Below are 15,340 nucleotides of genomic sequence, written 5' to 3' on the forward strand. Positions count from 1 at the left end.
AGGGATGGCTTTAGTAAAAATTTGGGATAAAGAAATTAAAGGGAAATTGTGGGCTGTTGGGGATATTCATGGCTGCTACAACCTGCTTATGACTCGACTTAAAGAAATTGGCTTCGACTTTGAAAATGATTTGTTGGTTGCGGTTGGTGACTTGGTGGATCGTGGCACCCAAAACATGGAGTGCATCGAGCTATTGTCTAAGTCGTGGTTTACATCAGTGCGTGGTAATCATGAAGATTTATGTATTTGGGGTTTAAGCAATAGAGCTGCAATGCAATGCCATGTTGAAAATGGTGGCGAGTGGTTTTACGTGCTTGATGAGCAAGAGATGCGCAACATTGCGAAAACCTTTGCTGAACTGCCAGTAGTGCTTGAAGTGAACCATGGCGGCAAGAAGTTTGGATTTGTTCATGGTCACATCGAGGAGAATGACTGGGATGAGTTCAAGCTTAGTTTTGAAAAAGAATCTATTCGTGATGCGGATCAACTGGCAATGTGGGGCCGTTATCGATTAGACGAAGATAAAAACCAATATACCCATGTTTCTGGTGTGCATGCGGTAATCATGGGCCATACAGTCACCCAGAAACCATGTAAGCGCGACAACTGTTATTGGATTGATACCGGTGCAGTTCATTGGGGCACGATGACGATTTTAGATTTAAGCAAAATTTGAGGGACTAGGGATGAATGCAGCGACAGAGTTAAAAATTGATTGGTCCAAGCGTTCAGCGCACCAATGGCTTGAGCAATACGGGGCTTGGGTAAGAACTGTAAAAACAAGCGTGTCAGCCAATCCGCTTGCTATCTTGATTGACCAAAGTGACAAAACAAGAATACGCGCAAGCAAGGTGTCAATTCCAGTCGAGATTGAAGATTATGAAGCGGTGCGAGTTAGCAAGTTGTTAGCAAAAATGCACAATGATAGTCGGGAGTTTTTACAGGAAAGAGCTTGGTTTTTAATCCTTTTTTATGAAAACAATTGGTCGTACCTGAGTATTGCAAATGCTCACGATTGCAGTAAAGCAAAGGTACGCGCTGAGATCGACAAAGGGCTTTCGTACCTTGATGGTGTGATTGAGAATTTGCCCTATTGACAGTGCAGCACACTTCGTTTAAATTTGTGTTAAGTGGTCGAAGTTATGTATACGCACTTAACCACGAAAAGCAAATGACAATCAGGAAAGACTGATAATTACCGTAAAGGCTCACAGAAATGTGGGCTTTTTGCGTTATGGCGGTTCCTATTAATTTCTAGTGGTTTAAATTAATACCGCCACCTAGATTCTAAAGAGGGGTGAATAGCGTAGCTCAGTTGGTTAGAGCGGCTTTCTAATACGAGATAGCAGTCGTATGTATGAGATCACGGTTAAGACACTCTTCGCGCAGGTTCAAGTCCTGCCGTATTCATCCCGTCTTTAAAATCAAAGGAGATCCACATGCTCCAATTTTTAATGTGCTTATTCGGTTTTCATGGTGCAGTTGAGATTGATCACACGATTGATGATGAAGAAATCAAGGTGTGTCGGGATTGTTTGAAAGAAGTTAAGTAAACCCTCGCCACTTCGGTGGCTTTTGCTGAACGTATTACGGCACACAAAGACCCTGCTCAATTCTGGAGATTTGAGTGGGGTTTTTCTTTTCTTATTGGTGGTGGTTATGGTTGATCGTGTCGAAGCATCTAAAAACTTAGAAATACTTAAAGCAAACCAAGCGCGGTTAATGAATTACAACCATCTATTTTCAAGCCATGCATTTAAACAAGACTGTGGTGCTGAATTAAAGAAGATTGGCAGACAGATTTACAACATAGAGAAGCAGCTCAATGCGAAGTCCTAAGCGACTGGCGGAGATTCGCAAGCTTCCTTGTGTAAGGTGTGGTAATCCTGCGCCAAGTGAAGCATGTCATGCGAATTGGGCAGAGTTTGGCAAGTCGATGGGACGAAAGGCTGATGATGAATATACTGTTAGCCTGTGTAGAAATTGCCATTACTTGTTAGATACATATCAGCTTGGTAGACGAGAAGAAACTAAGAAGCTATTTGAACAATGGTTAGTCAAAACTGAGTTGATGATGCGCAAAAATGAGGATGTGTTTTGATGAAAGTCAAACTCGAACCTGCATGTTTTGTTATCAAGTCATTTGAAGAAGTGGGTCGTGCGATTGCGTATATGCACAGGCATCATGCGGATGCTTTGAGCGATGGCAAGCCTTTGGTTGTGCGGATAGATCAGAAGCAAGAAGATCGAAGCAAGGCGCAGAATAGACTCTATTGGCTATGGATTTCGCAGTGGGCAAAACATCAAGGCACAGATAAAGACGCAGAGCATTTATTTTTCAAGAAGCAATTCTTGGCGCGTATCTATCATCGTGATGATGTGGGTCAATACAGAAAGACCTTTGCAGCAGTAAAGGCTTTGAAAGATCAAGGACACCCGATGTATCAGCAAGTGGCAGATGGGTTGAATGGATTAATCACAACGACTGACGCAAGTGTCGAGCAGTTTACCGAGTACCTGAATGACATTCATGCGTTCTGTTTGAAGCATGGGAAATATTTAAGTACACCAGATGATTTGATGTTTGCGATGGAGTAGAGATATGGCGAACCTAACGCCTAAACAGCAAAGGTTTGTCGAAGAATATCTGATAGACCTAAATGCTACGCAGGCTGCAATTCGTGCGGGTTATAGTGAAAAGACAGCAAGAGACATTGGTTGTGAAAACCTAGCAAAACCCAACATTGCAAAAGCCATTCAAGAAGCGCAAGAAAGCTTATCAAACAAAACTCAATTAACCGTTGATATGGTCGTGAATGGCTTGCTTAAAGAGGCTCAAGATTATGCAGAAGGCTCAACACAATCAGCGCGTGTATCTGCTTGGGCGCATCTTGGCAAGCACTTGGGCATGTTCAAAGACAAAATTGAGCATTCAGGCGACCCAAACAACCCAATCAATATGAGTTTAAAGGTGGTATTCGAAAATGATGGAGAAACGAGTACCGAGTAAATTTAAGCCGCTTTATACACACCTAAAAAACAATAAACTGTTCTATGTGTATCACGGTGGCCGTGGTGGTGGTAAGTCTTGGGAGATTGCAGACTTTCTGTTGATCGAAGGTGCAAAACAAAAGCATCGTATTTTATGTTGTCGTGAAGTGCAAAAGTCAATTAAACAGTCTGTGCATAAGCTTTTATCAGATCGCATTGCAGCACTTGGTTTAGGTGCTTTCTATCAGATTTTAGAAACAGAAATACGCGGCATTAACGGCACTGAATTTAGCTTTGCTGGCTTACTGAATCATACAGTCGAGTCGGTCAAATCGTTTGAAGGTGCAACAATCACGTGGATTGAGGAAGCGCAGACAGTGAGTGCGTTCTCGCTGTCTATTTTGATTCCTACAGTTGTTCGTACCTTTAAGCCGATGGTTATTATGTCAATGAACCCAAAGCTGCCAAGTGATGCGGTTTATGCGGATTACGTTGTGCCTGAACGCGCTGACACAGTTGTTGTGCAGATTAATTACATAGACAACAAAGAATGCCCAGATGAATTAATTGCACTGGCTGAACAGATGAAAGCCGATGATTACGATCAGTACGAACATATTTGGCTAGGAAAACCCAAAGAAATTGCAGATGGTGCAATCTACAAAGCTGAGTTTGAGCAGATCAAGCGTGAAAATCGCATATGTAAAGTTCCGCATGATCCAAATTTACCCGTTTATACATCGTGGGATTTGGGGATTCTTGACCCTACTGCGATTTGGTTCTTCCAAATCTATGGCAAAGAGAAGCGAGCAATTGATCATTACGAGGCAAATAACGAGCCATTGGCGCATTACGCTCGAATTCTTGATGAGAAGGCCCAGAAGTTTGGTTATCGCTATGAGAAACATTTTGCACCGCATGACATTGCAGCACGTGACTTATCAAGTGGTGTGAGTCGTGAGCAAACAATGGCTAATCTTGGTTATCGAATGAATAAGGGTGCAAGGCTTGGCGTTGAAGATCGTATTGAGGCAACTCGCCAATTCTTAAAAGACTGTTGGTTTGATGCTGAGAAGTGCAAACACGGTATTCGCGCATTACAAAACTATCGCCGTGAGTTCAACGACAAATTGGATCAATTCAAAGCAACGCCAGTGCATGACTGGGCTTCGCATAGCTCGGATGCGTTTGGTGAGGGTGCGATTAATATCAATAAAATGTGCCAGCCGCAGCAAGTAGAAATTAACCCAATCCCAACAATCAATCGTTGGTAATCAAATGGAGTCAAGTCGTGACTGATAAAACAGATCGACTTGCCAAAATCCATGAAACCGCAAAGAAACAATTTGATAAAGCTCAATGCGCTGTTGCTGATGAACGTCAGCAGTGCTTAGAGGATCGTCGTTTTTATTCTATTGCTGGTGCTCAATGGGAAGGCAAGTTAGGCGAACAGTTTGAAAATAAGCCTAAATTTGAAGTCAATAAGATTCACTTGGCTGTCATTCGTATTATTAACGAATATCGCAACAACCGTATTGGTGTGAACTTCATTAGTAAAGATGGTGTGAGCAATGATGATTTGGCTGACACCTGCGCAAAGCTTTATCGTGCAGATGAGCAGGACTCAGGTGCAGATGAAGCTTATGACAATGCGTTTGAAGAAGCAGTCGGTGGTGGCTTTGGAGCTTGGCGTTTACGTGCTGAATATGAAGATGAGGATGATGAAGAGAACGAGCATCAGCGAATCAGAATAGAACCTATTTTTGATGCCGATACATGTGTTTTCTTTGATCCCGACGCTAAACGCCAGGATAAAGCAGATGCCAAATACTGCTTTGTTTTGACCTCAATGTCATGCGATGCATTCAAAGAAGAATATGGCGAAGATCAAGACCCATCCTCATGGGATAAGACTATTACCAATAGTCACTTTGATTGGGCATCGAAAGACTCTGTTTATGTCGCTGAATATTACAAGGTCGAAAAGGTTAAAGAGAAGATTCATATCTTCCGTTTAATCGATGGATCCGAAGAGCGTTACACAGCGGAACAGCTTGAAGAAGATCCAAGCATTCTCGATGAATTAAATGCAACCGGTGCGCAAGAAGTTCGTGTCCGAGATTTTGAGCGTAAGCGCGTTCGCAAGCTTCTTATGTCAGGTCTTGGCGTTCTTGAGGATTACGGTTACATCGCTGGTCGTCATATCCCAATCGTGCCGGTATATGGCAAACGGTGGTATATCGACAATGTAGAGCGTTGCATGGGTCATGTGCGGCTTTGCAAAGACGCTCAGCGACTGAAGAACATGCAGCTATCCAAGCTTGGTGAAATCAGTGCGCTATCCAGTGTTGAGAAGCCTATTCTTGCACCGGAGCAGGTTGCTGGCGTTCAGCATATGTGGGCTCAAGATAACATTGAGAACTACCCGTATTTGCTTGCACACCCGCTTAAAGATGCAATGGGTAATGCTGTTGCTCAAGGTCCAGTGGCTTACACCAAACCGCCAAGTGTGCCGCCTGCAATGGCAGCCTTGCTTCAGGTTACCGAACAAGATTTATCGGACATTCTGGGCAATCAAGAATCGGGCGATGAGATTGTTTCCAATACGAGCGGTGTTGCAATCGAGATGATTCAAAACCGATTGGATATGCAGTCTTTCATCTACATTTCAAACTTTGCCAAAGCGGTACGTCGATCTGGTGAAATCTGGCTGTCTATGGCATCTGAACTTTATGTCGAGGATGGTCGAACAATGAAGACAGTGGGGGATCAGGACGAGATCGACTCAATCGAGTTATTTAAACCTGTTTACAACCCTTCTTCTGGTGAAGTTGAACATACAAACGACTTAACTAAAGCTAAGTTTGATGTCGCAATCGACATTGGTCCAACATCCACCAGCAAGCGAAATGCAACAGTACGCTCGCTGACCAACATGCTGCCTTTGGTAGCCGATCCAATGGATCAACAAGTGCTGTCATCCATGATTATGATGAACATGGAGGGTGAGGGCGTTAATGAAGTCCGTGAATATTACCGCAAGAAATTACTGCGTATGGGTGTTGTAGAGCCAACCAAAGAGGAAGCTCAGCAACTCGCGCAAGAAGCTCAGAATCAGCAGCCTGATGCAAATACGCTGTATCTGCAATCCGAAGCTGAAAAGAATAAATCACTTGCAATTAAAGCACAGGCAGACACTGAACTTGCGATAGCAAGAGCAGAAGAAACCAAAGCCAAAGCAATCGATTTAATGACGCGCTTAGATATGGACGAACGACAAGCAGTGCTTGAAGCAATCAGTCAACTAGGTATGCAACCACAACAGGCAACCGTTCAGCCTACACAGAACGAGGAAATGCAATATGTCAATTGAAGACCTGCGCACAGAACTGGATGAAGAAGACAACATCGACCCGATTGAAGACAATCAGGAGGATGAAAATCAGGAAGATCCAGAAGAAACCCAAGATGAATCTAACCAGTCTGATGATGAGACGTCTGAAGATGAAGAATTTGTCATTACGGTTGGTGATGAAGAGCCTGAACCATCCGATGAGGATGACTTTAGCGGAAAACCAGCGCCAGCATGGGTAAAAGACCTTCGCAAAAAAGAGCGGGAAGCACGCAAACGCATCAAGGAGCTAGAGGTTCAGGTGCAACAGGCTAAACCGGCTGACAAACCGATTGAAGTTGGTTCAAAACCAAAGCTTGCCGACTTTGATTATGACGAAGATCAATTTGAAAGCGCAGTCGAGCAGTGGCATGAGCGTAAACGTCAAGTTGAACAGCAGCAGGCAGCAAAGCAGGCTGAGGAAGAAAAGGCTAAGCAAGCATGGCAGACCAAAATGCAAAGCTATGAAGAGCGACGTCAAAATGTAGCATCCAAAGTTCGTGACTTTGAGGAAGTAGAAGAAGCTGCAAAAGACAAACTCACAGCAACCCAACAGGGCATTTTGATTCATGCTGCTGAGAATCCAGAATTGATTCTGTATCACTTGGGGAAAAACCCAAAGAAAGCACAAGAGCTTTCTGAAATTACAGACCCAATTCAATTCGCCTTTGCTGCAGCCAAACTGGACTCTCAGATGAAAATCCAAACTCGTAAACCATCAACTCAACCAGAGCGGAAACCTAGTGGATCGGCTGGCTTGTCTGGTGTGGTAGATCAGAAGTTGGCGCAACTCGAAGCGAAAGCAGCGAAAACTGGTGATCGAACCGAGCTGATTAAATACAAAAAATCTTTACAGAAATAAGGTGAATACTTATGGCTACAAGCTTTACTAAACAAGAACAGGTCATGTTTGATGATGTGATCGAAGGTTTTGAAGACCTACTTGTTATTGCAAAAGGGGCTGAACTTTACGACCCAATGACTGCTCAGGAAGCAGTGAATGCGCGTGATAAGTTCTGGATCCCTGCACCAATGATCGGTGCGTCTTACGATGGTTTCGACCAGACTGCCAATTTTGATGGCTTGACTCAGTTAAACGTGCCGGCATCAATTGGTTATCACAAATCAGTACCTAAAACCCTTTCCTCTAAAAACCTGCGTAATGCTTATGCAATGGATCAATTCGGTAAGGCAGCAAAGCAGAAACTTGCCTCCGATGTGAATACCGCATTGTTCCGTACGGCAGCATTGTTTGGCTCTATCGTGTCGAAGCGAACAGGTGCAGCAACCGGTTATGATGATGTTGCTGACATTGATACTCGCATGACGCGCATTGGCGTTCCTGCTGATGGTCGTATGGCGTTCTATTCACCTTCAGCTATGAATGCAATGGCGGGTAATTTAGCGAGCCGCTCTGAAGATACTGCGCGCTCTAAAAATGCTTATGAAAAAGCCATGATTCGCCATGATGTGGCTGGCTTTGAAGTGTTTAAAAACGACCAGGAAGTTCGCTTAACCGCGGCAGCTGGTGGTGCTACAACTGTAAACGGTGCAAATCAGCGCACCATTCCGGCCGCAACCACCACTTCAGCAGGTCTTGAAGAAAACAAAGACAATCGCTACACAGATTTAGTGGTGACTTCGGCGGGCTATGCCGACATTCAAGTCGGTGATGCTTTCACTATTGCAGGCGTGAATGAGGTTCACCTGATCACCAAGCAAGACACCGGATCGCTTAAAACTTTCCGTGTAGTGGATAAGCCAGCAGCAAACACGCTTCGTATTTATCCTGCGATTATCGACCCGACCGAAAGCTCTATTGCTTCGAAAGAATATGCGAACGTAACCAATGCTCCAGCAACTGGTGCGGCATTAACTTGGCTGAATACGGCTGCTGCACCGCTTAACCCGTTCTTCCGTAAAGAAAGCTTGATCTTGATTCCAGGCACTTTTGCAGTTGATGCTGATGATGGCTGGCAAGTGATGCGTGCGACTACCGATTTAGGTATTGGTATCACATACACGCGCCAAGGCAACATTAACGACCTTTCATGTAAAGCGCGTTGGGACATTGACTTTGGTACCGCACTACTTAATCCAGAAATGGCTGGTGTCCAGTTGTTTAATCAAACCTAATAAAAACATGACGACAGATGCCCCTTAATTGGGGCGTCGTCATTTTTGGAGTAGTGAAAATTGTCAAACGAAAAACAGATTGAACAAGAAATTCAAGACAAGGGCCTTAACGCCCCACGATTAACGCCTAATCATATTGATAATCAAATCGTTTCCGAAATCTACATCACTGGCAACGATGCTATTCATGCCGCAGCGAGTAGCGCTACAGGGCTTGTTCGCTCGGAATATAAGGAGGGCGTAAATCTATTAAAGCCTGCCGAAACACTCACATTTTGTATTCTTATTCTGCGTAATGGTTTTACTGTCACAGGTGAAAGCGCATGTGCAAGTCCTGAAAACTTCAATGCTGAAATTGGCCGCAAGATTGCACGTGAAAATGCACGTGAAAAAATCTGGATTCTTGAAGGCTACTTGTTAAAAGAAAACTTAAGTAAAGGTGGTGCAGTATGAGTAATTATCCAAAAATGCTCTACAAGGGCGACCAGAAAAACTTTGAAAACTCTACCGCTCACGACGATATTGAAGAACAGGTATTACGTGATAGTGGGTGGGTGGATTATATCGACCTGCCTGAGTGTGAAATAGGTGTTGCAGGTGGTTTAGTTTCTGAAATTAATCCATCTGCATTTGTAGCGGTAGAACATTTCGATGCACTGGGTGAGGAAAACACCAAGCTCAAAGAAGAACTGGTCGAATCCTTAAAAGAGAACCAGGAGCTTCGCAAGCAGATCCGATTTAAGGAATTGGAAGACAAGCCAGCAGATGAGCTTAAGGTCATTCTTGATGGAGCTGAAATCAAATACAAAGCCAATGCGGGCAAGCCTGAATTAGCTCAGTTGGTACTGGATCACGAGTCTAAAGACTTTGAATAATTAAGAGGTGCTTATGTCCTGGACTAAAAGACAAATTATTGAGCAGGCTCTTGAGGAACTGGGACTTGCATCTTATGTGTTCGACATGCAGCCAGAGCAGGTTGAAAGTGCCAAGCGTAAACTTGATTCAATGATGGCTCTATGGGATAGCAAAGACATTCGTTTTGGCTACCCATTGTCAAGCGATGCCAATAGCGGTGATTTGGATCAAGAGACCTTTATCCCGGATTATGCTGTTGAAGCGGTGGTTTTAAATCTATCCATTCGATTGGCTGGTGCATTTGGGAAGGTTGTACCAGTTGAAACCAAAGCTATGGCCAAAGATGCTTTTGAAACCATTCAACTGGCAATGCTCAGCAATCCACCGCGCGTACAGCTTGACCCATCATTACCGCGTGGTGCCGGCCATAAATCAACATGTCACCCATTTATCGAGAAGACATGCACCAAGGCTGTTTTTGCACCAGATACATCAGTGAGTTTTTCCAATGAATAAACGATTAAATATTACGGATCGCATTGGTCCAAATGATTCAGTTGTGCTTTGGAGTGCAAACAATCAGGATTTTCGTGGTGTGCCAGTTGATTTGCTGGCTGAGGAGATTAAAGAGGGTTTTCCGCAACATGCCGATTATCCAAGAATGCATATTCAACACTTTAACCCGACCACAAACTTTACACTTGATATTGAAAATAGCGAAGTCGGAACGTACTTGATTCTCAACCCGACATCAGGGCTAAGCACAGGGTTAATCAAGTTACCAGAGCGTTACTCTATTCAAGATGCTCAAGAGCTGGCGGTTACCTGCTCTCAGCAGATTACAAACTTCACCATTGATGGTAATGGCGCCTTGGTAATCGGTGCGCCGAATGCGTTGGCTGCTAGTGGCTTCTTTAAATTGAAGTATGACAAGCTCTCTAATACTTGGTATCGAGTGGGGTAAATATGCAAATCCCTATTTTGGATGGAATCTACACTGACAATAATTCTGACTTTCGCACAGCTTACCCCGTCAACCTGATTCCAGTTCCAAAAGGACAGGGGATTTCAGCAGGATATTTAAGACCAGCCGAGGGTATTAACCATGTCGCAGATCTGCCTGGTGTAGATCGTGGCGGTATTGTTTGGCGTGGTGAGCACTATCGAGTGTGCGGCACCAAGATTGTGAAAATCTCAGCATCTAGTCAGGTTGTAGAAATTGGTAGCGTGCAATCAGGCGGGTTATGTTCATTTGATTACTCATTTGATTATCTAGCCATTAATGCGGGGAATGCGCTGTATTTGTACGATGGTGAGGACTTACAGCGAGTCACGGATTCCAATCTAGGCGCTGTGCATGATGTGATTTGGGTGGATGGTTATTTCATGACAAGTGATAGTGACAACATTGTTGTCACTGAGCTAAACAACCCATTTGAAGTGAATCCGCTTAAATACGGTTCATCCGAGGTCGATCCCGATCCCATTGTTGGCTTAATTAAACTTCGAAATGAAGTGTATGTTTTAAACCGACACACGATTGAGGTGTTTGATAACGTCGGCGGTGAATACTTTCCATTTCAGCGCATTGATGGCGCTCAAACCACAAAAGGCACGCTAAGCAAAAATACTGCATGTGTTTACATGGATGCAATCGCTATGCTTGGTGGTGGGCGAAATGAAGCTATCACGGTTTATATTTCATCCGCTGGCTCTTCGCAAAAGATTGCAACACGTGAGGTTGAGCAGATTCTTTCAAACTACACAGAAAGACAATTAACCGAATGTCAGTTGGAAGCTCGACAGGTAGATGGGCATTCATGGTTATACATTCATCTACCAGATCAAACACTGGTCTATGACTCGGTTGCATCACAAACAACTGGTCAGCCAACTTGGTTCATTTTGAATAGTGGCAACGGTTACACAGCTCGAAATATGACTTATGCCTATAACAAATGGTTTATAGGACATACGACTGAATCGAAGCTTGGTGTGTTAACTGATGAAACCGGTGAGCATTGGGGTGATGAAGTTGAATGGCAATTTGGAACGGCTATTGTTTACAACGAGTCAAGTGGTGCAATCTTTCATCAACTTGAGTTGGTTGGCTTAACTGGCCGCAATTCATTCCGAAAAGAATCGAGCATCTATACACAATACTCGACTGATGGCATGGAGTGGTCCATGCCTAAATTTATCAGCGTGGGTAAGCAAGGGCAGCGCAATAAGCGCCTTGTGTGGTTCCAGCAAGGCTGTATGCAAAATTGGCGCATACAGCGATTTAAAGGAACGTCTGATGCACGACTATCCATTGCGAGACTAGAGGCTAAAATAGAGCCGCTGGGGGTGTAAGTGATTAAAAGACCTAGCACACCAAGACGTGAAGACTTAGCCAAAATCTTTAAAGATCCTCGGACTCTAAAAGCATTTGAACAGGTCTTTGATCTATTGCCAGATGAATTAGAGCGACAGCTTGAAGGGCTGGAAAATGTTCAGGTCGTGGCAGAGAGTGCAACGGCTCAAGCAGCCTTAGCAATGGCGTTGCTTTATGCAATCGATGAACTAGCCAGTATTAAAGCGATGGAACCGGTGCATCAATGTAATTGCCAGTTCGATGATTTAACGCCACGTTACGAATCAACAAGTCAGGATTGTCCTGTTCCTCGCTATGAATCCATAACTCAAGATTCATTAGAGCCTGCACAGATTCAATATCAAGAATTATCAACATTGGAGATAGTCTAATGGCTGTCAAAGTCACATGTATTATTCCTTCTAAGCAGTTAGAAGATGTCCAAACAAACCAATATATTGCCACCAACTCTAAAACCATGATTGACAAAGTGACTGTCACTAATACCACATCGGCAGCAGTGACGTTTAGTTGCAACTTGGTTCCTGAAGGTGGAGCGGTAGCAGATGCCAATGCAGTCATTAAAACCAAATCAGTAGCAGCTGGCGATACCTATGTGTGTCCTGAGTTGGTCGGCCATGTTTTAGAGCCTGGTGATGCAATCAGCATGATTGCCAGTGCTGCTACTTCATTGACCATTCGAGCATCAGGTCGAGAGGTGACTTAATATGTCAAACCTTATTGTCGCTGATCTTGAGAAAGAGATGCTAGAAATGCCACAGGCAGATTGCCCTGTGGCGCATCACTTTGGACCAGGCATTTATATTCGCGAAGTCACATTGCCAGCAGGTATTTTTGCAGTCGGGCATGCTCAAAAGTATGAGCACTTAAATATCATGCTAACAGGAAAAGTAGCAATTGTTGATGGTGATCAAGTACGAGTGCTTAAGGCTCCATTAATCTTTACTGGTAAGCCAGGTCGAAAGGTTGGCTATGTGATTGAAACTTGTGTTTGGCAAAACGTCTACGCCACAGAAGAAACTGATATTGATGCACTGGAAGCACACTATCTGGACAAAAGTGAAAACTGGAAAGCTTACGATAAAGAGCAATCAAGCATCATTTATGCACTAAACCAGCCAGATCGTGATGACTTCGAGCAAGTATTAAAGGATTTTGGCTTTAATGCTGAGACTGTGCGGCAGCAATCAGAAGATGAATCAGACCAGATTGATATGCCAGTGGCATTTAAGGCTGTGGCACAGGTTCGCGACTCCAATATTGAAGGCAAAGGTCTGTTTTTAAGTTGGCATATCACTGCAGGGCAAATCATCGCTCCCGCACGAATTTCTGGAAAGCGAACACCTGCAGGTCGTTATGTAAATCACTCGATAAACCCAAACTGTAAATATGTAGCCGATGAAAATGGTGATATTTACCTTATGTCTTTGCGGGATATTGATGGCTGTAAAGGCGGGAGCAAGGGTGAAGAGCTAACTGTTGATTATAGACAGGCTTTAACACTAAATAAGGAGTTATCTAAATGTCAGGAGTAGCAACAGCAGTAGTTGGTGCCGCGGTTGTTGGCGGTGCAATGTCCAGCCGTGCACAAAAAAAAGCAGCCAAGACAGCAGCCAATGCTCAAATTGATGCATCTGAAATGGGTGTAGAAGAACAGCGTCGACAGTTTGATGCAGTTCAAAAACTCTTAAAGCCTTATGCGGATGCAGGCCTTAGTGGTTTGACTGGTCAGCAAGATCTATTGGGTGTTAACGGTACAGCAGCCCAGCAAACAGCGATTAACAATATTAACAATAGCTCTGAAATGCAGACCTATTTGCAACAAGGTGAAAATTCCATTTTGCAAAATGCGTCTGCTACTGGTGGTCTGCGTGGTGGAAACACTCAAGCAGCATTAGCCCAGTTTAGACCACAATTGCTTAATCAGCTAATCAATCAGCGTTATCAAAACCTAGCAGGCATGACTGCGCTGGGTCAAAACGCAGCAGCGGGGACAGGTAATGCTGGCATGCAAACAGCTAGTAATATTTCCAATCTGTATCAACAGACTGGCGCAGCACAAGCGGGTGCGGCTCTAGCATCTGGACAAGCCACTGCAAATGCATGGAATGGCGTTAATAGTGCGATGGGTCAAGTTGCTGGCATGAAAATGATGGGGGTGTTTTAACTATGCAGCCAATTAATTATATGCTTGATGTGCAAAATCCAGTACAGACTGCTATGACTGGTCTCACTCAAGGGATGCAAATCGGGCAATTTGTGCAGGCGAAGGAGCTTGCTCAAAAAGAAGCATTGCAAAAAGAGCAGATGCAACAAGAGCTTTCAGCATTTGCATCAAAACCAAATAAAACTCATGAAGATTATGCAAATATTATGGCTAGACACCCGTCATTAGCTGAGAATTTTCAAAAGTCTTACACTGTTTTAGATTCAGGTCGCCAACAAGCCGCCTTTAAGACAGCATCACGTGTGTATGCTGCAGCCACAGGTGGTCGACCAGATATCGCAAAATCAATCCTTGAGACTGAAGCCTTGGGTTATGAGAATGCAGGTGATGAGGCTCAGGCTGAGCAAATGCGCAATCTTGCAAAAATGGCTGACCAAAATCCAAACGGGTTTTTAACATCAACTGGCTTATTCCTTGCATCAGCAAACCCTGATAAGTTTAAGGATACATTAGGCGCATTGAATCAAAACGATTTAACACCGTTTGAGATTAAAAACAAACAAGCTCAAACAGGTAAGGTTAAAGCCGAAACTGAGAAAACCGAGACTGAAACCAAGTGGCTTGGGCCAAAAGCCGAAGCTGAAATTGGAAAAATTGAAGCTGAAACCGAACAGACCAAGATTGAGAATGAATGGCTGCCTGATGAAAAACAATGGAATATCGCGAACGTTCAATCACAAATTGAGTATCGTGCAGGACAGTTGGGTTTAGAGCGAGATAAACTAGAAACTAATACGCAGCTGAAGCTCGAAGAGTTGGGGCAAAGCCAAACCAAGTTAAGCCCAGGGGCGGAAAAACTTGTAAATGAGCTTGTCACAGACTCGGCAGCCGCTCAGACACAATCCCAAAAACTCAACAGTCTTGCAGATCGATATGCCAAAGAGTCTCAGGCTGGTGGTTGGTTTACATCTGGATGGGCGGGATTTAAACGTGCAACTGGGTTTTCGAATGATGAGCAAAACGCCATGATGAGAGAGTATGATCGATTAATTAACAGTGAGGTGCTTAAAGCCTTACCACCTGGCCCAGCAACAGATAAAGATATTGAGATGGCGCGCAAAGGATTTCCACCATCAAATGCTGATTCGACCACCATTACAACGTTCTTGCGCGGTGTGGCTAAAATGAGTGAGGTTGATGCAGCCCACAAGCAGATGAAAGCTGAGTGGGTTAATCAGAATGGGCAGCTTGGCTCAAGTAAGCGCGACATTGAGGTGCTGGGTGTTCGAGTTCCGAAAGGCACTCCATTTTCTGAGTTTTACCAAAAGAATTTAGGAAGAGCACTCAAGAATCAAGATAAACAAAGTCGCAGTCAGCAGGCAACCACTGGTCAGGCGATCTATTTTAATATTTCGCCTTAAAG

General features: G+C 44.0%; 19 protein-coding genes and 1 pseudogene. All 20 read left to right on the forward strand.

The annotated features are described in order from the left end of the window. Positions 1-4 precede the first annotated feature (4 nt). Positions 5-676 (forward strand): metallophosphoesterase, encoded by a 672-nt coding sequence (locus FTU06_RS11185; RefSeq protein WP_180146654.1) that lies wholly within the window; start codon positions 5-7, stop codon positions 674-676. A gap of 10 nt (positions 677-686) precedes the next feature. Continuing rightward, positions 687-1,097, forward strand: a complete 411-nt coding sequence (locus FTU06_RS11190) for an antiterminator Q family protein (protein WP_180146656.1) — start codon at positions 687-689, stop codon at positions 1,095-1,097. Positions 1,098-1,299: 202 nt separating this feature from the next. Next, a pseudogene (locus tag FTU06_RS11195) lies at positions 1,300-1,410 on the forward strand. 249 nt (positions 1,411-1,659) lie between these two features. Continuing rightward, positions 1,660-1,839, forward strand: coding sequence for a hypothetical protein (locus tag FTU06_RS11200; RefSeq protein ID WP_180146659.1), 180 nt, complete (start codon positions 1,660-1,662; stop codon positions 1,837-1,839). 261 nt (positions 1,840-2,100) lie between these two features. Continuing rightward, complete coding sequence (locus FTU06_RS11205) at positions 2,101-2,598, forward strand: hypothetical protein (protein WP_180146662.1); 498 nt, start codon at positions 2,101-2,103, stop codon at positions 2,596-2,598. A gap of 4 nt (positions 2,599-2,602) precedes the next feature. Beyond that, positions 2,603-3,010 carry a terminase small subunit gene (locus tag FTU06_RS11210; RefSeq protein ID WP_180146665.1) on the forward strand — a complete coding sequence of 136 codons (408 nt, stop codon included), beginning with the start codon at positions 2,603-2,605 and terminating at the stop codon, positions 3,008-3,010. Next, on the forward strand, positions 2,985-4,265 hold the full coding sequence (locus FTU06_RS11215; RefSeq protein WP_180146668.1) for a PBSX family phage terminase large subunit: 1,281 nt from the start codon (positions 2,985-2,987) through the stop codon (positions 4,263-4,265). The genes FTU06_RS11210 and FTU06_RS11215 overlap by 26 nt, the downstream gene beginning before the upstream one ends. Positions 4,266-4,282: 17 nt before the next feature. Continuing rightward, on the forward strand, positions 4,283-6,364 hold the full coding sequence (locus FTU06_RS11220; protein ID WP_180146671.1) for a portal protein: 2,082 nt from the start codon (positions 4,283-4,285) through the stop codon (positions 6,362-6,364). Next, a complete protein-coding gene (locus FTU06_RS11225; protein WP_180146674.1) occupies positions 6,354-7,244 on the forward strand; it encodes a hypothetical protein in 891 nt (296 codons plus the stop codon). Before FTU06_RS11220 ends, FTU06_RS11225 begins: the two co-directional genes overlap by 11 nt. Before the next feature lie 11 nt (positions 7,245-7,255). Beyond that, on the forward strand, positions 7,256-8,518 hold the full coding sequence (locus FTU06_RS11230) for a P22 phage major capsid protein family protein (RefSeq protein ID WP_180146677.1): 1,263 nt from the start codon (positions 7,256-7,258) through the stop codon (positions 8,516-8,518). 60 nt (positions 8,519-8,578) lie between these two features. Continuing rightward, positions 8,579-8,971: a Gp49 family protein gene (locus tag FTU06_RS11235; protein WP_180146680.1), complete on the forward strand. Its 393-nt coding sequence runs from the start codon at positions 8,579-8,581 to the stop codon at positions 8,969-8,971. After that, positions 8,968-9,393 carry a hypothetical protein gene (locus FTU06_RS11240; RefSeq protein WP_180146683.1) on the forward strand — a complete coding sequence of 142 codons (426 nt, stop codon included), beginning with the start codon at positions 8,968-8,970 and terminating at the stop codon, positions 9,391-9,393. Before FTU06_RS11235 ends, FTU06_RS11240 begins: the two co-directional genes overlap by 4 nt. A gap of 13 nt (positions 9,394-9,406) precedes the next feature. Beyond that, positions 9,407-9,889, forward strand: a complete 483-nt coding sequence (locus FTU06_RS11245; RefSeq protein WP_180146687.1) for a packaged DNA stabilization gp4 family protein — start codon at positions 9,407-9,409, stop codon at positions 9,887-9,889. Continuing rightward, the gene (locus FTU06_RS11250) at positions 9,882-10,337 is read left to right on the forward strand and encodes a hypothetical protein (protein ID WP_180146690.1); all 456 of its coding nucleotides are present in this window, start codon (positions 9,882-9,884) and stop codon (positions 10,335-10,337) included. Before FTU06_RS11245 ends, FTU06_RS11250 begins: the two co-directional genes overlap by 8 nt. Positions 10,338-10,339: 2 nt before the next feature. Then, the gene (locus FTU06_RS11255) at positions 10,340-11,728 is read left to right on the forward strand and encodes a packaged DNA stabilization protein (RefSeq protein WP_180146693.1); all 1,389 of its coding nucleotides are present in this window, start codon (positions 10,340-10,342) and stop codon (positions 11,726-11,728) included. Beyond that, the gene (locus tag FTU06_RS11260) at positions 11,729-12,121 is read left to right on the forward strand and encodes a hypothetical protein (RefSeq protein ID WP_180146696.1); all 393 of its coding nucleotides are present in this window, start codon (positions 11,729-11,731) and stop codon (positions 12,119-12,121) included. Continuing rightward, positions 12,121-12,456, forward strand: coding sequence for a hypothetical protein (locus tag FTU06_RS11265; protein WP_180146699.1), 336 nt, complete (start codon positions 12,121-12,123; stop codon positions 12,454-12,456). Before FTU06_RS11260 ends, FTU06_RS11265 begins: the two co-directional genes overlap by 1 nt. Position 12,457: 1 nt before the next feature. After that, positions 12,458-13,285: an SET domain-containing protein-lysine N-methyltransferase gene (locus tag FTU06_RS11270; protein WP_180146702.1), complete on the forward strand. Its 828-nt coding sequence runs from the start codon at positions 12,458-12,460 to the stop codon at positions 13,283-13,285. After that, positions 13,273-13,917 carry a hypothetical protein gene (locus FTU06_RS11275; protein WP_180146706.1) on the forward strand — a complete coding sequence of 215 codons (645 nt, stop codon included), beginning with the start codon at positions 13,273-13,275 and terminating at the stop codon, positions 13,915-13,917. The genes FTU06_RS11270 and FTU06_RS11275 overlap by 13 nt, the downstream gene beginning before the upstream one ends. 2 nt (positions 13,918-13,919) lie before the next feature. Continuing rightward, entirely contained in the window at positions 13,920-15,338 is a 1,419-nt protein-coding gene (locus tag FTU06_RS16895; RefSeq protein ID WP_257234408.1) for a hypothetical protein, read from the forward strand. The last annotated feature ends 2 nt before the right edge of the window (positions 15,339-15,340 follow it).

Origin of the sequence: Acinetobacter sp. YH12052 (assembly GCF_013419835.1) — a bacterium.
In the GTDB taxonomy this organism is placed as follows: Bacteria; Pseudomonadota; Gammaproteobacteria; order Pseudomonadales; family Moraxellaceae; genus Acinetobacter; species Acinetobacter amyesii.